The following is a 24,192-nucleotide window of genomic DNA, read 5'->3' on the forward strand; positions in this document are numbered from 1 at the left end:
CGTCAAAAATAAGAATAAGTTCATTTTACTCTTAAAATTTTTAATACGTTTATTTTACCTATAATTTTCATAAATAAAAAAGCTCTCTCCAAGTTTCCTTGGAAACAGCCTTTCAATCGCCTTTAACTTCAGCCTTTTTCCAAACTTTCCCCATGAATACGGCCGCTGCACCAATGATTGCCGCAAGAAGAAGGCTCACATAAAAACCTGGACGGATGGTCTTCTCAGCCATCGTGCCGCTGATGCTCGCTAAAAGAAGAACGATTCCTAAAATAGAGAATACTTTACCCCACACCTTTTGTTTCAGAACCTTTAAGGATGAAACAATAATGAACAGCCAGTTATAAAGAAGCAATATCCCTGCAGCTGTTGTAATGTATTCATAAATCTTTCCCGGCAGAAGTAAAGCCGTAATGATGGAAGCCAGCAGACCGGCAGCTCCGATCCCCAGTGAGGCCAAGGGGAGGTCCTTCAGCTTTTTCACTTTTTTGCTAAAAACGCCAGGTGCATCTCCATCCTCAGACATCGTACATAAAAGGTTTGTTACTCCAAACAGTGAAGCGGTCATCGTGGAAAATCCCGCAATGATAATGGCACCGTTAAACACATGGGGAAAAAACGGAAGATGATAATCACTCAATGCTGTAACAAAAGGACTTTCTTTATCATCAAATGCATGCTGAAACACCATGGTTACCGCAAGCCCCATGGAAAGTACATAGATGCCGGTAAGCAGAAACATCATCGCCTTTCCCGCCTTAGGCCCATCCTCCTTTTTTTTCAGCTGCATGGCCATCAAACCAATGACTTCAATCCCTCCAAACGCATAGAACGCATAGATGAGTGAGGACCAGAATCCCCTGAATCCATCGTGAAAGAATACTTGTGTACTGTCCGGAAGACCCGGCTTTTTCACATCGCCGTCAATCCAGCCCATCATCGTTGCTGCCGCAATGACGATGAACATCAAAATGGCGGCAACCTTTACAATGGCCAGAATATCCTCTACTTTGTCAAATCCTTTTGTCCCCGTCAAAACAACGGCGATAGCCAATATTGCGTAACCTGCGGCAAACACCCATAAAGGAACACTGTGAAACCAAAAGCGGGATAGAATTGATAATGCCGTCAGCTGGCTTCCCATCACAAGAATATTGGATATCCAATAGTTCCACCCGCAGCTGAAACCGGCCCAGCGCCCAAAAGCTTTTTTCGAATACGCACAAAAAGAACCTTTCTGAGGATCCTCAGCCGTCATTTGGGCGAGAACATTAAATACGATATATGTACCGATTGCAGCAAGAATAAAAGAGATGACGATAGAAGGCCCCGTCATCATAATTCCTATAGAAGAACCTAAAAAATAACCGGTTCCGATCGTACAGCCCACTCCCATTAAAGAAAGCTGCCACCATTTTAAGTCTCCACTCTTGCTGTCTTGGCCAGTTGAAGAACTGCAGCTCGTTTTGCTCATCACATCACCCCTGATTTCTTTTTATTGTTTGTAGATTCAGGATGAATATGTACAAAAAAAGAGAGGGATTAACCCTCTCTTGCTTCATGCTGAACATGTTTATCGTTCTTCAGCTGTTTGCTGCAGCTGAAAACATAGGCCGGCGGCATGTTCCTTAGCTCTTTCTTTACGTTAATGGAAGAGAAGAACTCTTCAATCATTTTCTTTTTCCATTTTGTATATTGAAACGTAATAAATTTACCGTCTTGATGAAGCGCGGCTTTTGAACTTATTAAAATTGAATCTGACATTTCCTTTGGCAGACTGGCAAACGGCAGACCTGAAACAATGGCGTCTGCATAAGGAATGTTGTACATCTTCATATAAAGATGCAGGTTTTCCGCAGAACCATTAACAACATAGAAATTTTTCTCATCTTTGTATTTATATGCTAATCGCTTATAAAATTCTCTATTATACTCTATAATCAAGATTGTAGTTTTCTCATTTCGTTTATCAAGCAATTTGTCAGTGAAGACTCCCGTCCCTGGTCCCAGTTCAATAATGTAGGAGGCAGAGTTAAAATCGATTTCTCCTACCATTTTTGCAGCAAGATATGTGGAACTCGGGAGAATGGCTCCGACCGTTCTTGGCTTAACGATGTATTGAGAAACAAAAGATAAGGACACTGTAACACACTCCGTTGGTTTGAATTTATAGTTCTATCATAAGATTCAAACCTTAAGAATCATGTGCAGAATTTATTAAGATTTATTTAAGATTAGGAGTTGATGATGTGGAATTATTTATTTGCAGCACATGCGGTGTTCAGTACCAGCAATCTGAGCAGCCCCCTTCAGAGTGCATCATTTGCAATGAAGAGAGGCAGTATGTTAATCCGTCTGGCCAAAAATGGACAACACTCAAAGAAATGAGAGCTGACGATTTTTACAACACCATCAAGGAAGATGAGCCAAACCTGTACAGTATACATACCCAGCCAGACTTTGCCATCTCACAGACGGCTTACCTTGTTCAAGGCGAAGGTTTCAATCTTTTATGGGATTGCATTACCTACCTGGACAACGCTTCGATTGAAGCGGTTAAACAGCTTGGAGGTATCGATGCGATTGCCCTTTCCCATCCCCATTATTATTCAAGCCAGGTGGCGTGGGCAGAAACGTTCAACGTACCGATCTACATACATGAAGACGATAAAGAATGGGTCACCCGCACAAGCAGCCATATTCATTTTTGGTCAGGTGAGAAGCTTGAACTTAGCAAGGGATTGACGCTGCACCATCTGGGCGGCCACTTTAAGGGAGGAGCAGTCCTTCACTGGGCCGATGGCAGCCAAAGTAAGGGTGTCCTTTTAACAGGGGACGTCATACAGGTGGTGGCTGACCGCAGCTGGGTCAGTTTTATGTACAGCTACCCTAACCTTATCCCACTGCCTGCTTCCGTTGTTAGCCGTATTGCCGATAATGTTAAGGATTTAAAATTTAATCGCTTGTACAATGCTTTTCACAGAGTCGTACAAGAAAATGCATCACAAGCTGTTCAAAGATCCGCAGAACGATATATTAAAGCTATACAAGGAGAGCTCTTTACTACTTAAAAGAAAGTGGGGGTGATTGAATCGCCAGCTCACGCCTTATTAATGGAGAAAAAGACTTGAGGGTCTCTTTTAAGCATCAGTATGCGAGGCCCATTATGAAAGAAAATCTACAATATGCTTTAACAAAGCTAAAAGAAAAAGGAAAGCTTTTTACTTGCGTAAAAGGCTTTCCTTTTCGTTTTTTATTCATTTAGAAATTCAGGGCTTTTTCCTTTGCTCTCGCAATGGCATTTTGTTTAATTTCTTCCGCCCGGTCAGGAAATTGATTGTGCCCTTCGACAAATAAACCTTCAAAAGAAGGAACACCAAAGAAATTCATGATTACGCCAATATAACGGTGCCCCATCTCCAATTCCATGGCTGGGCCTTCCGAATAAATCCCTCCGCGCGCCTGGATATGCAGTGCTTTCTTGTCAGTAAGCAAACCGACCGGACCCTGCTCTGTATACTTAAATGTCTTACCTGCTGTACAGATGGAGTCAATATAAGCCTTCATAACCGGTGGAAACAAAAAATTCCAAAGCGGCGTCACAAAAACATATTTGTCCGCGCCAACAAATTGCTCGGTCAGTTCGGATAGCCGCCGAACCTTGGATTGCTCATTCTCAGACAGCTGATCAAACGTTGAACCGGTTCTTAGCTTTCCCCACCCGCTGAATACATCAGCATCAATCTGAGGAATATTTTCTTTGTATAGATCCAAGTGGATAACTTCATCACTTGGATTTGCATCTCTATAGGATTCAATAAATGCCTTTCCTGCAGTCATGCTGTAGGATTGTGTTTCATCATGAGGGTGGGCAGTGATATAAAGTATAGTTGCCATAGGTTATCCCTTCCTTTGCAGTTTGATTTTCTTAGTTAATATGATGCAAAGGAGGGAATCTCATACCCACTACATTAAGTTTAGGACAATTTGGTATCCAGCGGTTTCAGTTTGGCTTCAATCTCTTGGCGCTTCGGTTCGAGGAAAGGAGGCAATGCCAATGATTCACCAAGATGTTCAAGGTCCTCATCCGTAGCAAAGCCTGGACCATCCGTCGCTAATTCAAATAAAATCCCATTAAGCTCTCTGAAATATAACGACTTAAAATAGTACCGGTCTACAAAATCTGAATTTGGAATTCGGGCGCCCTGTATTTTATTGATCCATTGTCTGAGTTCCTCTTCATCATTCACACGGAACGCCACATGATGAACTCCTCCTCTTCCCAGCCGTTCAGGAGGCAAGTCCTTACGCTCTTCAATATGAAGTTCTGCACCCGTACCGCCCTCTCCCGTTTCGTACACGAGAATGTCCGGCTGACCAGGTACTTGAGAAGCATAAGCTCCTTTTTTTCTGAATCCTAAAATTTCAGTGATGACTTCTTCGGTTAATTCTCTTGTACGTACCGTCAGCATGACCGGACCAAGACCGATAATTCCGAAGTCCTTTGGAACAGCGCTTTTTTCCCATGGCACACCGCCCGCTACGCCACTATTCGTTTCGTCTGAAACAAGACGCAGGCGCTGTCCTTCTTCATCTTTAAAAGCTAATGACAGCCGGCGGAACCGTTCCGACAATTCCTCATGTTCGACCTTCTTCTCTTCGAACCGTGTTTTCCAGTATTGCAGCGCTTCATTGTTCTTTACGCGAAGGGATATTTCTGAAATGCTATTAGCCCCATCATGATTCCTTCCTGCTCTGGGGATTTCGAAAAACGTTAATTCAGTTCCTGCATTCCCTTTTTCATCGCCATAGAACAGATGATACACAGAGGTGTCATCCTGATTGACGGTTTTCTTGATCAGCCGCATTCCAAGGACTTTCGTATAAAACTCATAGTTTTTCCCCGCTAATGCCGTGATGGCTGAGACGTGGTGTATTCCTTTTAGTTCCATAATGCCTCCTATTAATACATTTTTCGTTACTCTTCCTTTTATTTAGTATCATACCCTTTTATCCCTCAAACTCAAATAAAAAAGGCAGCATTACAATGAGTAATGCTGCCTGGCAAATATCAGTTGCTATTTCCTTTTTGCTCGTTATTGAAGTCCATCGCCTGAGCCAATGTAGAAGAGATGGAAACCTTGTCAAAGGATAGGCCGAGCTGAACTGCAGTTGCAGCGATTTCTGGACGAATACCTGAAAGGGTAGTCTTCACACCGACGAGATCAAGTGCATCAATAAGCTGGAAGATCTCATGAGCTACCATAGTATCAATTATCACAACACCCGATAAATCAATAAAGAGATGGCCAATTCCCTTTTGGACACATTGATTTAGTGTATTCTCCAGAATAAACTTCGCACGGGCCGTGTCAATATCGCCAACAAGCGGCAGTAAAGCGGTATCGTTATTTAATGAGATGACAGGTGAACTCAATTCATTCAGTAATTCTTGCTGTGCTTTCAGCCGATTGGTGGAATATTTATGGGTCTCCTCAATGAATTGAAGCATGACATTGTCAAAAACCTTGATCATCACCCGATTCCATTCTTCGATCTGCAACTGTTCGATGTCTTCTGGATGAATCGATACGAACTCGTTGATATAATCAAGATACTGCTGCCGTACCCTCATGAATTCTTTTATGATGTAATGAATGGGTGTTTTTAAATGTTCATTGTCTTTTGCAATTTTAATAATCCACTCATCAAAATCTTTAAAAAAGGCTTCTTCGTCTTTTACAAGCACTTCACAAAAATGAATATGAAATTCATAATTTTGTTCTTTCAGCGTCTTTATAACTGCAGGATCATTAGAACTGTATACTCCAGCCGTGCCTGACTTATCAAGGGAATCATACCATTCCTCGGTTAAATTTCTGGCTCTATTTAGAAGAAATTGATGCAATTCTTGATTTATGTCCATCTCTATAAACTCCTCAATTAAGATTAAGTATCATGAAAATGGCTGGCTATATTTTTTGAAAGCCTTCTTCAACTAAATAGTCATGTGCTTCTTTATAGGATTCAAAAGCAGCTTCTAAATTTAAGCCCGCATATATATTCCATAGTTCATCTTCATGAACGAGCAGGAGCTTTTCGTGGTCTACTCCTCCAATCCAATTTTCTTTTTCCGGTTCTGAAGGATTAGACTCCTCTTCTGAATTACCCTTTTCTTCTAATAAATAGTTCATTGATTTCTGTACGAGGTTAATCAGCTCGTCAGCCGAATAATCCCGGATGTTGACCATGCCTTTTTCATTCTTCTTGCCTCTAGGCAGATGGCCAGCATAAACAAAACCGTTCCCGTTCGGATGCAGATGCTGTATAACAATTTTTTTGTCGCGATTGCTCTCCTCGAGATGGTAATTTATGCGCCCAAGGGAAATATCTTTCCTTGTTAATTGAGGGAAGTTTTCTTCAATAATATTTATTTTTTCTGAAAATGTAAGCATTGTCAGCCTCTTTCTTTTCTACTAATTTTCCTGTGATTATATCATATCTGCTAGTACAAAAGTAGATATACCCTTAACAATACGAGTGTCAAGGCAAAAGAAAAAACACCGTAATCACGGTGTTTATTTATGTCTGTTTAACTCTGAGGTGATAGCGTCCATCGCTGCGTCGATATTAGCGTATGACTCAATCTCGGGGTTATCGGAATATTGTATTTTAAAAACATGGTCGGATTTACTGTAGCTTATTGAGATTAATGGGATACTATTTTGACTTAGCGTATGGGTTACATCTGATTCGATGTATTGTTTCGTTTTTAGATCGAGCAGCATGTCCTGAATTTTTGATTGATTCATGGTCATCAATCCCCTTTCCATTATGAGGGGGAGCTCAAAATAGCTATATTGCCCAAATAATTTTTTATTATTTCTATATAGAATAACATATTTCAGGTTTAATTCATACCCTGAACGGGAATTGTAATTGTTTTGCAATACCCATCACATTCACTTTTTATTAATTGACACAAAAAAGACACAAAATTATACTCCTTTTTCACTATCTTTACACTTGGGAAAACAGGTGTAAACTTTAATCTGAATTTCACAGTAAACCACCCTTTTTTTCCCAATACCGAAGTACTGCCCCTGTGCTATGATAAATTCAAGGGCGCCCCCTACACAGAATTTTAGGAGGGTATTTTATGAAAAAAGGTTTGATTGCAGTACTATCGGCTGGTTTACTATTCAGTTCAGCCTATCAGGCAGCAGCAGCTAATGAGCCTGGAACAAAAGCTCAAAAGCTGGTTCTTCATGAGAATGACAAAACCGTTACCTCTCAGGTTGAAGTTACTCGATCAAAAGAAAATGCTGTTCCATCCTTTATTTCAGGCAAACTTTCCAAAGGTACATACCTTTCCAAGAAAGAAATCCTTGCCTTTCTAGACAGCAATAAACAACTCTTTCCGTTTGAAGCATCAAAGCATCTCACTCTAGTAAAACAAGAAAAAGATGATTTAGGTATGACACACTATGTGTTTAACCAGTCGATCAACGGTGTTCCAATTGATGGAGCAACGTTCATCGTTCATACGGACAAGCAAGGAAAAATTACTGCAATCAATGGAGACGTCCATTCCAACCTTCCTAAAAATTTTAAAGCTACTAAAAAGCTGACAAAGGCGAACGCCATAAAAGCTGCTTGGAAGCATATAGGTGAACAGCCAAAAAAAGAAAACCTCAAGCCGCTTGCCTTTAAAGGTGCAAAGATAAGTGATACGGTCGAAAAGTCCAAACTTGTCATGTTTAAAGACGGAGATAAATTCAAACTTGCCTACCGTGTTGCCCTTCAATTCATCGATCCTTATCCTGCAAACTGGCAAGTCTACGTTGATGCAGCCAATGGAGATGTCCTTAAGAGCTTTAACGCTGTAAATAACGATGGACCGACCACCGGTTCTGGATACGGTGTCCTCGGTGACAGCAAAACGTTAAACACCTATCTGTCTGCTGGCTATTATTACTTATTTGACACCACGAAACCGATGAATGGTGTCATCGAAACCTACACGGCTCAAAATGGGTCAAGCCTTCCAGGAGCGTATTCTGTAGATTCCAACAACGCTTGGACTTCATCTTCACAAGGTGCAGATGTTGATGCGAACTACTATGCCGGCAAAGTTTATGATTATTATTTAAATACTCATGGACGCAACAGCTTTGATAATGCAGGTGCATCCATTAGTTCTACCGTTCATTACAGCTATAAATACAACAACGCATTCTGGAATGGATCACAGATGGTATACGGTGATGGCGATGGCGTTCAGTTCCGTCCATTGTCCGGTGCACTTGATGTTGTTGCCCATGAATTAACGCATGCGGTAACAGAACGAACGGCAGGACTCAATTATTCCTATCAATCAGGAGCATTAAATGAATCCATGTCAGACGTGTTCGGATATTTCCTTGATCCAAACGACTGGCTGATGGGTGAAGATGTATATACTCCTGGAACAGCTGGAGATGGCCTCCGCAGCCTCTCAAATCCAAAGCTCTATGGTCAGCCTGACAATATGAGCGGATATGTCAACACTTCAAGTGATAATGGCGGAGTGCATACGAACAGCGGTATCCCTAACAAAGCTGCTTATAACACGATCACTGCGATCGGAAAAGCTAAAGCAGAGAAAATTTACTACAGAGCACTGACTCGCTATATGACGCCGACTACTAACTTCAGCGGAGCACGTGCTGCACTATTAAGCGCTACTGCTGATCTGTATGGCAGCACAAGCGCTGAATACACAGCAGTAAAAACAGCGTGGACGAATGTTGGAGTGAACTAATAAAACAATAAGAGCCCGCCTGTTTCCTAGATCCTGGGAAGCCGGCGGGCTTTTTTATGTTTTCAGTTTGAATAGAAGGGTACATTGTATCAAAAAGAATCGAACAGAAGGAGAGTAGAATCAATAATGTCCATAAAAGCACTCGTTATTAACTGTACCTTAAACAAGAGCAACCAAACATCAAATACAAGAGCACTCATTGATGAATCGGTTAAAATTTTTGATGAAAAAGAAATTGAAACAGATTTCGTTACCCTTGCAGACTATAACATTGAATACGGAGTAACAGGAGATGCCATCAGCGACAATGATGAATGGCCGATTATTTTCGAAAAAGTAAAGGAAGCCGATATTTTAATTATTGGTTCTCCGATCTGGCTAGGACAGCAGAGCAGTCTTACAACAGTATTAATTGAAAGGCTGTATGGGGCAAGCAGCCAAACGAACGATAAAGGGCAATATCTCTTCTATAACAAAGTCGGCGGTGTCGTTGTAACAGGAAACGAAGACGGCGCCAAGCATGTCAGCCGTTCAGTGCTCTACGCTTTATCTCATATCGGATTTACAGTCCCTCCGAATGTAGATACGTATTGGGTCGGAGAAGCTGGCCCTGGTCCTTCTTATATCGAGTCCAAAGGCTATGAAAACGAATTTACGATGCAGCATTCCAAGATCATGGCGCATAACTTGATTCATTTTGCGAAATTGCTCAAGGAGCACCCTATTCCTGCAGAAGGAAACGTCATTGAACAAACCAATTAACGTATTAAAAAAAGCAGGCTGGACGGGTGTTATTTACACCCTTTCCCGCCTGCTTTTTTATTTTTCCTGTTCAAACCGAATCAGCGCAGCTTTTGCCCTGTCACGAAGAGAGACCAAGTCTCCCTCCACCTTGAGAATATTTTTCTTTTTTTGTTCTAATAGTTTTAATTGTTCTTCTACCGTCATATACACTTTCTCCAGCTTTTCTTTTTGCTGGCTCGTCCCTTTAAACTGTCTGTAATCATGTTTTTGAAGTTCTAAGGTGTCACTGAGTGTAATGAATTCCTGTAGCTCCGAAAGCGAAAAGCCCATCACTTCTTTTGCATTTGTGATCTTCTTTAAGAACTCCACATGCTCTTCTGAATATAGTCTTATTCCCCCCTCACTCCTCGGAGGTGAAGCTAGCAGGCCGATCTGTTCATAATAACGGATCGTCCGTTTTGTTAACCCGCTCTGCTTAGCCACATCATCTATTTTTAACCCATTCATTTTTCTTGCTCCTTTGCCATTAAAGTTCAAATCTACGAAAAATCGCTCAATATAAAAAATACCACAAAAGCATATTAAAAAGGAAATGTTTACGTTGACGTTAAGGTTAATATATTTTATAATTCTTGAGTAAACAATGCTATTACGTGATTTATTTTAACTTATATTAAAATAGAAAAAGGGGTTTTTAGGTATGAAACAAGAAGCATTGAGTATCCAGGAACAGCCAAGCAAACAGCCTCTGGTCATATGGGTTATCTTCTTTGCCACCATTATTTCTTTTATGGGATTGGGTCTCGTGGATCCTATTTTGCCTGCCATCGCTCATCAGCTTAACGCTACTCCGAGCCAGGTCTCATTATTATTTTCCAGCTACAATTTGATTACCGGTATCGCTATGCTGATTACAGGCGTGGTTTCCAGCCGGGTTGGTATCAAGTGGACGTTATTGTCAGGAATATTATTGATTATCGTTTTTTCTGCCTTAGCCGGCTCCTCTAATGAAATTTCCCAAATCGTTGGTTTTCGCGGCGGTTGGGGGTTAGGAAACTCGTTATTCATCGCAACTGCTTTATCCGCCATTGTTGGTTTATCCATCGGAGGTACTGCAAAAGCCATTATTTTATATGAAGCAGCCATCGGATTGGGGATTTCCGTTGGGCCATTACTTGGTGGGGAGCTGGGATCGATTTCTTGGCGCGGACCTTTTTACGGCGTCAGCGTACTGATGGTGATCGCATTCTTTGCCTTATTGTTAAAAATGCCGCATGTACCTAAACCAAAAGTTAAAAGTTCTGTACTCGACCCGATTAAAGCATTGAAATATCCAGGACTTCTTAGACTGGGTCTAACCGCATTTCTTTATAACATTGGATTCTTTACTCTAATGGCCTATTCACCATTTGTTATGAATTTAGACGAACATGGCCTCGGCTATGTGTTCCTCGGATGGGGCTTATGCTTAGCCATAACTTCTGTATTCGTTGCACCAAAAATTCAGGCAAGATTCGGTACAGTAAAATCCATGTGTGCGATGCTGATCTTATTCGCATTGACACTGCTGGCTATGGGAATCTGGACAGAATCAAGCACAGTGGTCATCGTAGCCGTTATCGTTGCCGGTCTTTTCCTTGGGACAAACAATACATTGATCACAACAGCTGTTATGCAGGTAGCACCGGTTGAGCGGGCAACCGCCTCGGCTGCCTACAGTTTTGTACGTTTCATCGGTGGTGCGATCGGACCATGGCTTGCCAATAAACTGGCTGAAACCTATTCACCACATGTACCATTTGTAACGGGCGCGATTTTTGTTCTATTCGCCATGCTGGTTGTTGCGTTTGGCCGTAAACATCTTGCTCATGTGGATTCAATTTCTCATTAAAGGAAAGGAAGGTCTCTACAATGTACAATAAAATTCTGATTGCCTTTGATGGTTCAGCTCCTTCTGCTCGCGCTCTTCAGCACGGAGTGGAACTGGCTCATAAGATGAATACTGAAATGGTTACAATTCTGCATGTAAATAAAAACCTTCCTTTGCAGGAACCGCTTCTTAACTTTGATCTGGATGAGATAATGGAAGAAGAGGACAAAGAACTATTGCAGCCTGCCATTCAGTATCTCTCTGAATCAGGAATTCCCTATGAAACGCAAGCCTATAACGGGGAGCCTTCTCAGATCATCACTTCGTATGCAAAAAAACACGAGTACGATGTCATTGTCATGGGGAGCACAGGTAAGGGGTTTATAAAAGAAGCCTTATTGGGAAGTGTCAGCCATCAGGTAGCTCATGCAGCAGAATGCCCGGTGATTATCGTTAAATAATAAAAAAATCGGTTCCCTTCAGATAGGGTACCGATTTTTTTGTTGGATCCAGAATGCTCCAGATCCAGCTCATTTTATATTTCCGTTTAAGCTGTCCAGCCAGGCTGATACAAATACTTTACGTTCCCCCCACCGCCCGGGACGATGAATCCGCGGAATGCTTTCTTATCCTCTTGCTTTACAAGAACCTCACGAAAGACAAAAAACTCTTCTTTAATAACGACGTATTCACTAAGATTCCCGCTGCGCAGATCAGAAAGAATTTCATTGGCCATTTGTTCGTTCAATCTGAATTCCTCCATTAAATAAGATTCCTTTATTAGTACACCATAACCTGGCCGGCTGTGTCCAATTCTTTTCAACACCTGATAAGGGGCTTTACATAAACTTCCGTTTGAAACAAAGACTATGCAGAACTGCTATCTTCATTAAATTGCTTTGAAAAGGATTTGTGACGATGAAAAATATGTTCCGCGTTTATTTCTTGGATTGGAAAGACATTTTGACAATTCCCTCTGCAGCTCTGCTGATAAAGCTTTTAACAAAAAAATAAACGCCGTCATTTTCATGATGAAGCGCCTTTGGTTGACCAATCAGCAATCCTTATATTTCACAGTAAATTAGTTGGTTTTTTTGCATAAATAAAAACCTCTTCTTGCGGAAGCAAAAATACGCACAAGAAGAGGTTGAATCGCCATCGTAAGTTATACTCTTCTTATCATTCAAGCGTTTTGCTTGTGGAATTGGCACAGTGCTCATAATTGAGTCCGCTGCCGAGGCTTCAAAGGGCCAGATCCCTCCACCTCTCTAAATAAGAAATATAAGATAAATGTATTATATTGGATTCAATTATAGGGATTTCCATCTTATTGTCAAGACAATAACTCATTTTATTTTCGAATGATTTCTCCAGGCTCTAAAACGGGAGGATCTACAGAAACCGAATCAGGGTATTTAATCCCCTGCCCAGTATTTAGGCATATCACCTTTTCATCTGCTTTGATCCAGCCATTTTCCCTCAATCGTTTTGAGGCGGCAAACACAGCCGCTCCTTCCGGACAAATAAAACTTCCTTCAAGCTCTGCAGTTTGGCGCTGAGTAAAGCTAATTTCATCTTCTGAAACGGCAACGGCGCATCCATCCGTTTCATAAAGTGCTTCAAGGACAAGAAAATCTCCGATCGCTTTTGGAACATTGATACCAAAAGCGGCTGTCTCAGAATTTTCCCAGAACTTCGATTCACTCTTGTGTTCTTCCCATGCTTTTACGATCGGTGCACATCCTTCAGCCTGGACAGCGACTAAACGCGGCAGTCTGCTTCCTTTAAATAAGCCCAGTTCCCTGAATTCTTTCAATGCTTTATATATGCCAATCAGCCCCACTCCTCCGCCTGTTGGATATAAAATAACATCAGGTGGCTCGCTTCCGCATTGTTCTAAAATTTCATACCCCATCGTTTTCTTGCCTTCAATCCGGTAAGGTTCTTTTAATGTGGAAGCATCATAGAAACCTTCTTCCTTCACAAGGGACGCGACAATTTTTCCGGCATCACTGATCAGGCCGTTCACAAGAAAGAGCTCTGCACCTGAAATCGCCACTTCTTTTCTCGTAATGACTGGGGCATCCACTGGCATAACGATGTACGGCTTTATGCCGGCCCTTGCACAATAGAGTGACCAGGCGGCTCCTGCGTTGCCATTGGTCGGCATGGCAAGCCGGGTAATACCGAGCTCTCTGGCTTTTGAAACGCCGACTGCCGCTCCCCTGGCCTTAAAAGACCCGGTAGGTACCATGCCCTCATCTTTCATGAGCAGATTTGCAATTCCAAGCTTCTCACCGAGAGCAGGCATGGATAATAAAGGAGTCATCCCCTCTCCCAGTGATACCACATGATCTGGGTCTATAACAGGAAGAAGCTTATGGTACCTCCAAAGATCATTCCTCTCCTTATTAATAATTTCATTCTCATTTTTCAGTTCCTCTAAATCGTAGTTTACGAGAAGGGGGGAACCGCACTGGCACAATTGATTAGGTTCGTGATGAGCATAGATGTTGCCGCACTTTGGACATTCAAGATGGCTGACATAGCTGAAAGACATAACATACCTCCAATATTCCCTCACCAGAAAAGGACAGCAAAAAGGCACCGCTGTGCATAGCGGTGCCTTCAGTTTTCTGATCAGCAATTTATTCTATTGTGTAAAATTTTAATGCAGGTATTCTGATAAGTCAACTAAGGTATAACTTCCCGTTGATGTCTAGCTTAATTGTCTAAGAAAGAACCTTTTCCTTAATTTCTTCAATTTGAGCCAGATGTCTCTTTTCATGATACCCCACGAAAGGAATCCATTGTTTTAATGGCATCGGGCCAAACACCGGGTGAGGGTAGGATTTCTGTTCCAAAGCCTCTTGATCATTGCTGTTTGCTACCTTATTCAGCTCATTTCGTGATTCTTCCAATTTTTCTTTTATTTTTTCCAGGGTCAGATACCGTTTCGTGGGAACAGCAAAAACAGGAGCATCTACTTTTCTGCTGCGGTCCACCGTCATTTCAATCGGTTTCGGTTCTGCAGATACCGTTATTTTACTTTTTAAACGGTTTGATATGATGATGGTGATCGATTTTTCCATGAGATATAGATGATGCAGCGTCTGCATGATCGACCATCTGCCCTTCTCTTCCGGTTCGTTTAACTGATCATCGCTTAGACCGCTTACCGTTTCTAACAGCTGCCTTCTGATTTCTTCATTCTGGTTCATATCTATAGCCTCCCATTTGACGAATAGATTCTATTTTTTTCTCCCGTAGTCTATCATTTCCCTCTAATTAAAAAAAATCTAAAAAACTTTTAAAAAAAGTGATCCAACTACAAAATACGTGCGTTTTCTATATGAGATTACAAAAAAGGCCATGAGCCACCAATTAAAGGAGTGATTCATTTGAAAATGAAAAAAGTACTTGCACCTGTTCTTGTCCCTGCTTTTCCCTACCATGGCAAGCGCAGCTGACAATCAGCCAACTGTGAAAACATCGGCAGCAACTCCTTCGATGACCATGATTCCGGATTCCAGAACCCAGAGCGAATAAACGCCTTGGCACAATGGATATAGCACTCTTCTGCTTTTACGACAATACCAAACAAGGGTGATCTGCCATTGACCGCATTTTGTTCGAGAAGCTCACGATCCCGGCAGATAAAGGCTTGACCGTTTACTCTCAGAGTTTCTCCGAGCCCCGGGATCATAAAAACTACACCTACGCCCGGATTCCCTAAAATATTTTGGGCGGAGTCTAACCTTTTGTTTCCTGGGCGTTCTGGAATAAATAAATGATGGTCATCAAGAACTGTCACAAACCCTGGTGCATCTCCACGAGGAGAAACATCACACTTCCCCTCTGAATCAGAAGTGGCCAGCGTTAAAAACGGAGACTTTGAAATAAACTCCCTGCAATGGCGGTCGAGTTGTGAAATTACCTTATTGGCCTCGCGAACACTGGGGGTTCCACAAAGAGAACGCAATTCTTCAAATTGTTTACCCGTTTTAATAACTCCCTTCAATTTCAGAACCATCACATCACTCCCTTTTATGTAATATATATCCATCATATCTTATCTCAAGACAAACTAAAAAGCCTGAACTCTATTCATATGAGTCCAGGCTTTTTAGTTCAACATCAGTACAATCTCCTAGAAAAATCAGTTTGGATTCAAAAACGTTAATTCGTACTCTGGTTTTCGATCTTCATCTGGTTTTTTAGATGTTCCTGCTGCCAGCAATAGCGGCTGCTTCGGAACGGACTGGGTCATTGGCTTTGTAATAGGCTGCGCAACTTGATTCATATCCATTGTCCATCCCTCCTTACCAGTTTTCTAAATATATTCCCGGCACTAACAAGCCTGAAACCTATTTATCTAAATTTTTTTAATAGTTTATTTTATGAAAGTTTAACGCATTGGTTCATTGTACTAAGATACGTTCATATAATATTCAGTTTCAGCCTTTGTTTCTGAGGGAAACTTCAGTTATAATTAGAAGTCGGAATTACCAACGCATTTTTGAAAGGAAGTTTTACATATGAAAACAAAATTTGTTTCCGGAGCTGCACTGGCCCTAAGCCTTGCTCTTTTTGCCGGCTGCTCCAATGATGATCAAACAACTAAAGAAAATACGTCTCATAAAACGGAAAAACATGAACATGAGGCACATAAAAAGAATGAACCGACGAAAAAAAACGATGATAAAAACACACCTTCTGATGAAAACAAAAAGAACGGCGAAAACAAGAACAATAACGGCAATGTAAGCCAGGATCCTGAACCGAAAAAAGATCAGGATAAGAAAAAAAATGAACCGGGCGAGCCTTCGCAGGGTCAGAATAAAAAGCCAAAACCGCCAGCTCAAAAGGACGACAGTGTCTCTGTTGTAGCCCATCCAGAAAGTATTCCGGTTCTAGTAAACAAACGTTCTAAACTGCCTGAAAACTACAAGCCGGCAGACCTTGTTTATCCTGATGTACCGTTTATTTTCAGTGAAAAGACCGAGAAACGCATGATGCGCAAGGCTGCTGCTGATGCGCTTGAAACTATGTTTGCTGCCGCGGAAAAAGAAGGTATCCACTTGACCGGAGTATCAGCATACCGTTCGCATGCTACACAAACAACGCTGTTCAATAATTATGCAAAACGCGATGGCTATGAAAAAGCAAGAACATACAGCGCACTTCCTGGAACAAGTGAACATGAAACAGGATTGGCGATTGATGTAGCTGGAGACGGCGGAAAGTGTCCTGCCCAAGATTGTTTTGGCGGCACACAAGAATCAAAATGGCTTGCTAAACATGTTTCAGAGTTCGGCTTTATTATTCGCTATCCCGAAGGAAAGGAATCCATTACCGGGTATAAGTACGAGCCTTGGCACATCCGTTTTGTAGGAAAATCTGTTGCACAAAAGATCATGGGCAAAGGAGAAACACTGGAAGAATACTTTAATGCCGTGCCCGTCTCTAATGGAAAATAAACAAAAAAAGTACCTAGCCGCCTGGCTGGTACTTTTTTTGTTTATCAACACTTACTAAAAGTAATTATATTAATAAAAATCATCTTATGTTATACTAAAATTAGCGAGGTGAAGGTACACAATGAACACGTCCAAACTTTGTCCCAGGTTCGAAAAAGCAATGAATCTCTTGAGCCAGCGATGGACGGGCATGATTATTTATCTGCTTCTATCCGGCCCTCACCGTTTTTGTGCTATTGAATCAGCCATCGGAGTGAGCGGCAGGATTCTTTCTGAGAGATTAAAGGACCTTGAACAGCATGGTTTAGTAAAGCGGGTGGTTATTCCAGAGACCCCTGTACGCATAGAGTATTCCCTTACTGAAAAAGGATTGGCGATCCAGCCGATCATGAGAGAAGTGGAAAATTGGTCTCAAAACTGGCTTGAAGCCTAAAAAAAGCAGCTCTCACATGTGAGAGCTGCTTTTTTACTTTATATAAATTAAAATTTGTTCCATACAATCGCTTCTTGGATCGGGAATCGGGCAGTCTGATGAGCTGTTTTAGCTGCTTTTCCTACAGATATCAGCATAACGGGAAGATACCTTTCCGGAATGCCAAACGCTTTTACGAGTTCATCGGCATTGAATCCACCCATTGCACACGTATCAAGTCCTTTTGCTTTTGCTGTAAGCATAAGCTGCATGGATGCGAGTGAGGCATTGCGGATGGCCTCATCACGAGCCATTTCCGGACGTGTTGCATAAGCATCTTTAATCTGGCTAACAAGTGCTGTTTTAATTTCCTCTGTCATAAATCCGCCATTAACGGCATCCTGATAAACTCTGTCAGCATTTTGGTCAGCTTCTAAATCACCAAGAATGGCAACAACAGCTGATGCTTGCACTACTTGTTCCTGATTATAAGCAATCGGAAGAAGCTGCTCTTTTGCTTGCTGATCATGGAACACAAGAAACTTCCAGTGCTGAAGGTTCCAAGAAGATGGTGCTTTAGCTGCGTCCTCAAGGAGTTCTGTAATTTCTTCTGCTGACAGTTCTGCAGAAGGATCATATTTTCTTACTGAGTGACGTTCATTGATAACATCTGTGAAATCTCTGGTTGACATAAGATAACCTCCATTTAAACTCCATATATTGCATTGCCTGAAATTAAATTTTGCACAAAATAGAGAAACAATAAGTAATATACTTCTTTTTCTCAAGAGTGTCAACTTCCATAACCCATATGATAAAAAGCCTCCCCCGGTTTGGGAGAGACTCTTTACTTATAGTTGATTTGTATATTACGTTGAAACAGGGTTTCCCTTTATGCTTTCTTCTTGTTCTTTAAGATCCTCATCATCATTATCAATGATGGCTTTTGGCAGCCCGGAATGTTTGGCCCAGAAATAAATCAACAGAGAGCCGATAGCAATGATTATGAGATCCAATGGATTACTCAACACGCCTAGTCCGCCTCCAAAGGAACCGATATACGAAATGATAAGCATCATCACATAGTAGGCCACTAGCCACCATGATGATTTCAATTGCTGTGCAAGACTGACATCCTTCTTCGGTACATACTTCGAAAAGAGCAGGTAGATGACGAACATCAGAAGCTGTGAACCGATTAACCATGAAATCGTCTTCCAGCCAGACCAATATACGATATAGGTCGCGAAAATAAAGGAGAGAGGAGCAATAATACTCATCCCTTTAAGAGTAAATGGCTTGTGAAGATCCTTCGCGTTTAAGCGGAAAGCAGCCGAAGAAATCGGAGCGATCGCATAGGAAAGGATCAGGGCAACAGAACATACATTAACTAGCGCGTTCCAAGAAGGAAACGGGAGTGTCCAGAACACGGATAACACGAAAGACAGCCATAACGAAGGCCGTGGAATCCCTGTCTTTTGATGCACTCTTGAGAATACATTGAACAGCGTACCGGTACGGCTCCATGCGTACACTAAACGGGATGTTGTGTTCATAAAGATATTTCCGTTTCCGCCTGGTGAAATGACGGCATCAAGAACAACAATCGTTGCTAGCCAGCCTAATCCCAGGGCGACAGCAATATCTTTAAATGGCAGAGCGAATTCTGAAGCAATTTTTTCCCATCCTTTCCCCAGCATATCTGTAGGAATGGCACCAATAAACAGAATTTGCAATAGGGAATAAATCAATGCGGCAAGAACGATACACACAATGAGAGCGATTGGAATGTTTCGCTGTGGATTTTTTACCTCTCCGGCAACAGAGACAATGGGATGCAGCCCTAGGTAGGCAAACATAACACCACCTGTTGATATGGCGGCTTGAACACCTTGGAAACCAAATGGAGCAAATCCTTCAACCGAGAAGTTTCCGGATTTAAAATGGAAGGCTAACACGGTGATGATGGTGAGCGGGACAAAATACTTAAAAATCGAAATAATGATGTTCGACTTTGTAAATGTTTTAACACTCCAGTAGTTCAATAGGAAAAACAGGCAAAGCAACCCGAATTGTACAAGCCAGCCTGCAATGGTCGGTGAATCGGAACCTGCTTTGGTAAGTCCCGGGAACCAATAAGCAATATACTGTCTGACAGCTGTTACTTCTATTGAAATTAAGCTTGTGTAAGCGACAATAGTAATAAAGGAAATAAGATATCCTACGAGCGGTCCGTGAGAATATACTGGATACCTTAAAATTCCGCCTGTCCGCGGCAAGGCTGCACCAAGTTCGGCATAGACAAGCCCGATAAGCAAGACGATAATTCCTCCAATAATCCATGAGAAACTCCCAACTGGTCCTGCTTTCGATGCAACGTTACTTACTGCAAACAGCCACGCTGATCCAAAAATGGCTCCTAGTCCGATGAGTATAAGATCTAATAATGATATCGTTTTTTTAAATGGTCCTTGATCTGACATGAACTTCCTCCTTCAATACTTCAAAATTCCTTTGTTTCTGCACTCCTCATCCCAATTATTTTTCGACGCATTTTGAGAAATCATACATGTAAATATCCGTATTTGCGGTTTACGAAACATATTTTTAATTAATATGCTTTGCTAATCCACCAATCTTCCATCAAGCAAGACAGCCTGATAGAGAGATCGTCACCCCTGTAGCATTGCCAAAAATTAAAAACCATCCCTTAAATCGCTGCCCATTAGTTACTTTCGCGTTTTATCATCAATAGTTGAACGTCCGATTTTTTTATTTGTAATAAACTAGTATCTATGTTATCTTGGAAACTTTGCTTAAATCGAGAATTTATTGCTCAAATGATTTCATTACGAGGGGAAGATTTTCACTTACATCACTGGCCAGCATCCCTCTCTGAGCATTTTTTTGAGCCCACAAATCAGCACTTGCCCCATGAAAATAAACTGCATTGGCAATCGCTGGTTTTAAGTCTTTTTCTGCGGAAACAAAAGCGAGCAGCATACCGGTAAGCGTGTCACCCGTTCCTCCTTTTGCGAGACCTGCGTTGCCAGTCGGATTGACGATGAGGCTCCCGTCAGGAAAAGCCAATAGTGTATATCTTCCTTTTAAAATGACGATAACCCCGTGTTCCTCAGCATAGGATAATGCATAATGAAAACGGTTCTTCTGGATCTCACTGGCCGATACTTCGATCATTCTGCTAAATTCGCCCGGATGCGGGGTTAAAATGACAGAACCCTTCCGCTTTGGATACGTTCGTTTTTTCAAAGCTCCCGCATCAATGACCAGATGAAGATCAGTAGATAAAAGGTGTTCTAATGCTCTGTCGGTTTTTTCTTCATCTGATAGCCCAGGGCCGATGGCGCAAGCATTTATTCCGTCCGGTACATTGCCTTCTCCCACAGCCTCAAGACCGTCATGCTTGTACATTGCTTCAGGCAGCTGGCCCGCCAGGATTCCAGATACAAATCGGGTTGTTCCGATCGTTAGTTTTCCAATTCCGCTTTTTAACGCTCCTTTACCCGCCAGAAGTGAACTTCCCGGCATCTCATCAGATCCGGCAAGAAGAAGCCCTGTACCAAACGTGCCTTTATGAGCACCGGCAAACCTCTTATGAAACGTTGACCGAACATTTTCTTCTGTCCAAACTTGCCAATTGGATTGCTGAGGCAAACCGATTGATAACACTCTGGTGACACCAAAGAAATCTGTACTTCCTTCTAAAAACGCAGAGGGTTTAAAGCCATGCAGGCAAAAAGTAAATTCTGCTTGAAAGGCTTCATCTGTTTTTCCATGATCTGCAGAAACACCTGTAGGGAGATCCACCGCTATTTTCAGTGCTTGCTGGGAATTTGCCCATCTGACCTCTTGGGCAATCTTCCCTCTTAAGGGAGGAGAAGTTCCGACACCGAGCAGGGCGTCAATGATCACATCATATTTCCCTTCCCGTTCGGAGACCTTCAGGCCGCAAGCCGTATAATAAGTAAAATGTTTGAACGCTGTTTCCGTGCCAGGTTTTCCATCTGGAAGGGCGAGCTCACAATGGAATCCGTTCTGCTGAAGGTATCTTGAGAGCACGATGCCGTCTCCACCGTTATTGCCTTTACCCGCCATGACGAGGATACGGCTTTCTCTGGTTACCAGATCCGAAACGGCTTCATACAGAGCTTTTCCGGCATTCTCCATCAAGGTATACACATCCATGCCGCTATTTTGTGCTGTTTGATCGATTTTTTTAATTTCATCTCCTGTAAAGATATACATAGAAAATAGATCCTCCTCAACGCCTAAAAATATTGCTTCCATAGTATCCTACCCTTTTCTGTGAGTTGATGAACAACTGTGTTTATCTGAAATCAGGCCATAGAGTTATCTGACTTTTCTAAAAGGTTCAATTATTTTGAGTTACGCTGCTCAAACAAGCAAGACTTTTCTCTCAAGATCACAACAAAAAAGACCTTCTCATCAGAAAAGGCCTTCGTTTCATTCTGTTGTACTCTCATTTTGAGGGGTTATGCTCTGTATTTGAGCACTGTTATCCTGCTGTGATGGCTGAGCATCACTTTGACCGCCATCTGTCCCATCGTCCTTATTTGTATCTTCTTCCTCAGGCGGCATTGGTTTTTCAGGCTTTGGTTCAGGTTTTGGCTTTGTCTGATCAGCAGGCTTTTCAGAAGGCTTCGGAATTTTAACGGGGTTTTCTTCCTCTTTTGCCGGTTTTTCCGGCTTTACCGGCTTGTCTTTTTTCACTTTTCCTTTTTTTAAGCCTTTGTTATCTTTGGGTTTTTTTGCCTTTTTTTCCTTTGCTGGTTTTTGCTTCACCGGTTTTACTATACTTTCTTTCACCGGCTTTTCTTTCGCATTCGCGTAGGTTTTGCCGCTGTGAGCCGATATACTGGCAGGTCGCTGATCGGGAAAGAGCTTGTCTGTAGATATGACCTGCTCCAGCATGATATCCTTTTCCTGATTCGAAAGACTGTCGGTTGAAACAACCACATTAGATAATGTATTTAAAGGGTGCGATCCTGAATTTATTTTAGTTTTTGGCATATTTTCTTCCGTTTTCGCTTTGTCACCATGCGCAAAGCCAAGCCATACGCTCAGCAGTACAATTGGTATAGCAAGCGAGATGAGCTTATACATAATCTTCACCTTCCTCATTGCTAATTACCACAATGGCTACTATTATAAACCCAAAATGAATAAAGATAAAAAATCCGAATTTTAGAATAACTTGGGAAAATGAGATAGATTCCTGCTTAATAATCGCTATATTTTCAATACTACTTTCCCAACTTTCCTTTTTCCATTATATGCTACTATTTTCATATAACCTTCTTAAGGGGAGTTATCATGATATTACAAACAGAAAAGGCGTCTGAAGTCATTGAATTGCTCAGTCGATGGAACGTGAGTATGAGGGATCGAAATCTGGCAGTGGTCGAAGAATTAAATATTGAGGTGCAGGAACAAATCGATCCTGCCGGACTGGATCAGCAAGAACTGTTATGGCATTCGCTGCTGGAGATCCGGTATACACTCATCCAAAAAAACTTTGATGACACTGCAGTTCTATTGCAGCAGCTTGAACTGCTTCAAAGACAGTTATCCCCTGAAATGGCTTTCTACTATCACTTTTTCAAAGGCGTCTATGCCTACAGTATGAACCAGTACATAGAAGCTGTGGCCTGCTATTATGAAGCGGAAAGATTTATGGGCAGTATTGAAGATAAGATCGAAGTTGCCGAATTTTTTTATAAAGCGGCCACTGCCTATTATCACAGCAGGAAGTTTCTGCTTTCACTCAGCTATGCAAAACTGGCTAAAACCACGTATGAAGAAGTTTCAAAAAACGATCTCAGAAGTGCAGACTGCGAAAACATTCTAGGTCTCTGCTGTCTTAGTCTAAAACAGTACGAGCAGGCAGAAGAGCACTTTTTGGATTCACTGGATATCGCTGAGAAGTTTAAAGATGAAGAGCTTCTCAACTTTATACGCTATAACCTTGGATTCCTTTATTCTGAACAAAATTTGTCCGATATTGCCATTCGCCACCTTAGCGAACTGTACAGCAAGGAGTTTATCCCCCATAAACTATCCTTCCTGCTCGCACGGGAATACTTCAAAATGGAAGATAAAGAGAATGGTTTTTTTTATCTCCAGCAAGGCATGGACGTTTGCAGCACCATTCAGAATGAAGAGTATATTCACCACCTGCAAATTTTAAATGCCCAGTACTCTAATCTTCCCTCTGAGGAAATCGAGCAAGTTGTTACTGAGCATTTGAAATACTTTGAAGAACAGCAGTTATGGGGCTTTGTACAAGATTATACCGAAGCCATTGCTACGATTCTTCATCATGAAAAAAAGTTTGAGAAAGCCAGTACTTATTTTTATCAGGCGTACCGCGCTAAAACCAAAATTGAAGAAATGGGGTATTTACGATGAAAAAAGCAAAAATTTTACTGGGAACTTTTTTGGTTTTAACAGCCTTGATGGGTGCAGCTGCTGCTAATGGCAGCCTTCAAAGCGAGCACGGAGTAATCCGTGACACACCTACACACGTGTAAGATCAGAATTTGAGCTTGTCATAAAAAAAGAGCCCGATCGGCTCTTTTTTTATGGGTTCAAATCATTATAAAGGAGATTTCTATGAAACCAGCACTTCCTTACGACGTAATCGAAGTAAATAACATGAAAGCCAGGGTCATTGCAAGCTTTCCAGATACTGTAGTGGCAGATTTCAAAGAATTTCAGGAGGTAGATCCACAGCACGAAAGGCAAGTCATCAAGCATGGTGCATATAAGATCGTGAAATTGGATCAGAATAAAAATAAATAATAAAACCCCCCTGGATCATTCCAGGGGGGTTTTATTATTT

Annotated in this window: 27 protein-coding genes and 1 riboswitch; of the genes, 10 read left to right on the plus strand and 17 right to left on the minus strand. The window is 41.7% G+C overall.

What is annotated here, in order from left to right; translation table 11 throughout:
* Nucleotides 1-112 precede the first annotated feature (112 nt).
* Together P4361_RS20010 and P4361_RS20015 are read right to left on the minus strand one after the other, a co-directional pair.
* Nucleotides 113-1,474, minus strand: a complete 1,362-nt coding sequence (locus P4361_RS20010) for an amino acid permease (protein ID WP_328090682.1) — start codon at nucleotides 1,472-1,474, stop codon at nucleotides 113-115.
* A 68-nt stretch (nucleotides 1,475-1,542) separates the two neighbouring features.
* Nucleotides 1,543-2,142: a class I SAM-dependent methyltransferase gene (locus P4361_RS20015; RefSeq protein ID WP_328090683.1), complete on the minus strand. Its 600-nt coding sequence runs from the start codon at nucleotides 2,140-2,142 to the stop codon at nucleotides 1,543-1,545.
* Nucleotides 2,143-2,249: 107 nt separating this feature from the next.
* Here P4361_RS20015 and P4361_RS20020 point away from each other — a divergent pair, with 107 nt between their 5' ends.
* Nucleotides 2,250-3,071 (plus strand): MBL fold metallo-hydrolase, encoded by an 822-nt coding sequence (locus tag P4361_RS20020; protein WP_328090684.1) that lies wholly within the window; start codon nucleotides 2,250-2,252, stop codon nucleotides 3,069-3,071.
* A gap of 190 nt (nucleotides 3,072-3,261) precedes the next feature.
* Here P4361_RS20020 and P4361_RS20025 read toward each other — a convergent pair whose 3' ends face one another.
* From P4361_RS20025 to P4361_RS20045, 5 genes are all read right to left on the minus strand, one after another.
* Complete coding sequence (locus tag P4361_RS20025) at nucleotides 3,262-3,897, minus strand: FMN-dependent NADH-azoreductase (RefSeq protein ID WP_328090685.1); 636 nt, start codon at nucleotides 3,895-3,897, stop codon at nucleotides 3,262-3,264.
* Nucleotides 3,898-3,977: 80 nt separating this feature from the next.
* Complete coding sequence (locus P4361_RS20030) at nucleotides 3,978-4,952, minus strand: ring-cleaving dioxygenase (RefSeq protein ID WP_328090686.1); 975 nt, start codon at nucleotides 4,950-4,952, stop codon at nucleotides 3,978-3,980.
* Nucleotides 4,953-5,071: 119 nt separating this feature from the next.
* The gene (locus tag P4361_RS20035; RefSeq protein WP_328090687.1) at nucleotides 5,072-5,926 is read right to left on the minus strand and encodes an STAS domain-containing protein; all 855 of its coding nucleotides are present in this window, start codon (nucleotides 5,924-5,926) and stop codon (nucleotides 5,072-5,074) included.
* Nucleotides 5,927-5,972: 46 nt separating this feature from the next.
* Entirely contained in the window at nucleotides 5,973-6,455 is a 483-nt protein-coding gene (locus P4361_RS20040) for a hypothetical protein (protein WP_091007097.1), read from the minus strand.
* Nucleotides 6,456-6,578: 123 nt separating this feature from the next.
* Nucleotides 6,579-6,812, minus strand: a complete 234-nt coding sequence (locus P4361_RS20045) for a hypothetical protein (protein ID WP_053355290.1) — start codon at nucleotides 6,810-6,812, stop codon at nucleotides 6,579-6,581.
* A 347-nt stretch (nucleotides 6,813-7,159) separates the two neighbouring features.
* On the opposite strand from P4361_RS20045, the gene P4361_RS20050 reads away from it, so the two are divergent.
* Together P4361_RS20050 and P4361_RS20055 are read left to right on the plus strand one after the other, a co-directional pair.
* Nucleotides 7,160-8,803, plus strand: a complete 1,644-nt coding sequence (locus P4361_RS20050) for a M4 family metallopeptidase (RefSeq protein ID WP_328090689.1) — start codon at nucleotides 7,160-7,162, stop codon at nucleotides 8,801-8,803.
* A 126-nt stretch (nucleotides 8,804-8,929) separates the two neighbouring features.
* Nucleotides 8,930-9,565 carry a flavodoxin family protein gene (locus P4361_RS20055; RefSeq protein ID WP_328090690.1) on the plus strand — a complete coding sequence of 212 codons (636 nt, stop codon included), beginning with the start codon at nucleotides 8,930-8,932 and terminating at the stop codon, nucleotides 9,563-9,565.
* A 57-nt stretch (nucleotides 9,566-9,622) separates the two neighbouring features.
* Here the strand turns inward: P4361_RS20055 and P4361_RS20060 are convergent, their stop codons facing one another.
* Nucleotides 9,623-10,054, minus strand: a complete 432-nt coding sequence (locus P4361_RS20060) for a MerR family transcriptional regulator (protein WP_328090692.1) — start codon at nucleotides 10,052-10,054, stop codon at nucleotides 9,623-9,625.
* Between the two features lie 193 nt (nucleotides 10,055-10,247).
* On the opposite strand from P4361_RS20060, the gene P4361_RS20065 reads away from it, so the two are divergent.
* Nucleotides 10,248-11,438 (plus strand): MFS transporter, encoded by a 1,191-nt coding sequence (locus tag P4361_RS20065; RefSeq protein WP_091007103.1) that lies wholly within the window; start codon nucleotides 10,248-10,250, stop codon nucleotides 11,436-11,438.
* Between the two features lie 20 nt (nucleotides 11,439-11,458).
* Nucleotides 11,459-11,878: a universal stress protein gene (locus P4361_RS20070; protein WP_328090693.1), complete on the plus strand. Its 420-nt coding sequence runs from the start codon at nucleotides 11,459-11,461 to the stop codon at nucleotides 11,876-11,878.
* An 86-nt stretch (nucleotides 11,879-11,964) separates the two neighbouring features.
* Here the strand turns inward: P4361_RS20070 and P4361_RS20075 are convergent, their stop codons facing one another.
* The 5 genes from P4361_RS20075 to P4361_RS20095 form a co-directional block, all read right to left on the minus strand.
* Entirely contained in the window at nucleotides 11,965-12,165 is a 201-nt protein-coding gene (locus P4361_RS20075) for a hypothetical protein (protein ID WP_091007106.1), read from the minus strand.
* Between the two features lie 425 nt (nucleotides 12,166-12,590).
* A riboswitch (SAM riboswitch) is annotated at nucleotides 12,591-12,696 on the minus strand.
* Between the two features lie 72 nt (nucleotides 12,697-12,768).
* The gene (locus P4361_RS20080) at nucleotides 12,769-13,977 is read right to left on the minus strand and encodes a threonine synthase (RefSeq protein ID WP_328090694.1); all 1,209 of its coding nucleotides are present in this window, start codon (nucleotides 13,975-13,977) and stop codon (nucleotides 12,769-12,771) included.
* A 172-nt stretch (nucleotides 13,978-14,149) separates the two neighbouring features.
* The gene (locus P4361_RS20085; RefSeq protein WP_328090696.1) at nucleotides 14,150-14,638 is read right to left on the minus strand and encodes a DinB family protein; all 489 of its coding nucleotides are present in this window, start codon (nucleotides 14,636-14,638) and stop codon (nucleotides 14,150-14,152) included.
* A 227-nt stretch (nucleotides 14,639-14,865) separates the two neighbouring features.
* The gene (locus P4361_RS20090) at nucleotides 14,866-15,450 is read right to left on the minus strand and encodes a pyridoxamine 5'-phosphate oxidase family protein (protein WP_328090697.1); all 585 of its coding nucleotides are present in this window, start codon (nucleotides 15,448-15,450) and stop codon (nucleotides 14,866-14,868) included.
* Nucleotides 15,451-15,576: 126 nt separating this feature from the next.
* Complete coding sequence (locus P4361_RS20095) at nucleotides 15,577-15,726, minus strand: hypothetical protein (RefSeq protein ID WP_328090698.1); 150 nt, start codon at nucleotides 15,724-15,726, stop codon at nucleotides 15,577-15,579.
* 229 nt (nucleotides 15,727-15,955) lie between these two features.
* Here P4361_RS20095 and P4361_RS20100 point away from each other — a divergent pair, with 229 nt between their 5' ends.
* Both P4361_RS20100 and P4361_RS20105 read left to right on the plus strand, forming a co-directional pair.
* The gene (locus tag P4361_RS20100) at nucleotides 15,956-16,897 is read left to right on the plus strand and encodes a M15 family metallopeptidase (RefSeq protein ID WP_328090699.1); all 942 of its coding nucleotides are present in this window, start codon (nucleotides 15,956-15,958) and stop codon (nucleotides 16,895-16,897) included.
* A gap of 121 nt (nucleotides 16,898-17,018) precedes the next feature.
* Nucleotides 17,019-17,330 (plus strand): winged helix-turn-helix transcriptional regulator, encoded by a 312-nt coding sequence (locus tag P4361_RS20105; RefSeq protein ID WP_062235998.1) that lies wholly within the window; start codon nucleotides 17,019-17,021, stop codon nucleotides 17,328-17,330.
* 47 nt (nucleotides 17,331-17,377) lie between these two features.
* Here the strand turns inward: P4361_RS20105 and P4361_RS20110 are convergent, their stop codons facing one another.
* The 4 genes from P4361_RS20110 to P4361_RS20125 all read right to left on the minus strand — a co-directional run bounded on the left by P4361_RS20110 (nucleotide 17,378) and on the right by P4361_RS20125 (nucleotide 22,454).
* The gene (locus P4361_RS20110) at nucleotides 17,378-18,001 is read right to left on the minus strand and encodes a nitroreductase family protein (protein ID WP_328090700.1); all 624 of its coding nucleotides are present in this window, start codon (nucleotides 17,999-18,001) and stop codon (nucleotides 17,378-17,380) included.
* Nucleotides 18,002-18,178: 177 nt separating this feature from the next.
* Nucleotides 18,179-19,792 carry an APC family permease gene (locus P4361_RS20115; RefSeq protein WP_328090701.1) on the minus strand — a complete coding sequence of 538 codons (1,614 nt, stop codon included), beginning with the start codon at nucleotides 19,790-19,792 and terminating at the stop codon, nucleotides 18,179-18,181.
* Between the two features lie 346 nt (nucleotides 19,793-20,138).
* Nucleotides 20,139-21,575, minus strand: coding sequence for an NAD(P)H-hydrate dehydratase (locus tag P4361_RS20120; protein ID WP_328090702.1), 1,437 nt, complete (start codon nucleotides 21,573-21,575; stop codon nucleotides 20,139-20,141).
* Nucleotides 21,576-21,794: 219 nt separating this feature from the next.
* Entirely contained in the window at nucleotides 21,795-22,454 is a 660-nt protein-coding gene (locus tag P4361_RS20125; protein WP_091007122.1) for a hypothetical protein, read from the minus strand.
* Between the two features lie 210 nt (nucleotides 22,455-22,664).
* Here P4361_RS20125 and P4361_RS20130 point away from each other — a divergent pair, with 210 nt between their 5' ends.
* From P4361_RS20130 to P4361_RS20140, 3 genes are all read left to right on the plus strand, one after another.
* Nucleotides 22,665-23,759 (plus strand): tetratricopeptide repeat protein, encoded by a 1,095-nt coding sequence (locus tag P4361_RS20130; protein WP_053355305.1) that lies wholly within the window; start codon nucleotides 22,665-22,667, stop codon nucleotides 23,757-23,759.
* Nucleotides 23,756-23,881: a hypothetical protein gene (locus P4361_RS20135; RefSeq protein WP_255357573.1), complete on the plus strand. Its 126-nt coding sequence runs from the start codon at nucleotides 23,756-23,758 to the stop codon at nucleotides 23,879-23,881. Before P4361_RS20130 ends, P4361_RS20135 begins: the two co-directional genes overlap by 4 nt.
* 82 nt (nucleotides 23,882-23,963) lie before the next feature.
* Nucleotides 23,964-24,152, plus strand: coding sequence for a hypothetical protein (locus P4361_RS20140; protein WP_053355306.1), 189 nt, complete (start codon nucleotides 23,964-23,966; stop codon nucleotides 24,150-24,152).
* Nucleotides 24,153-24,192: the final 40 nt, after the last annotated feature.

It is taken from the genome of Fictibacillus sp. B-59209 (genome assembly GCF_036216745.1).
Taxonomy (GTDB): Bacteria; Bacillota; Bacilli; order Bacillales; family Fictibacillaceae; genus Fictibacillus_C; species Fictibacillus_C marinisediminis.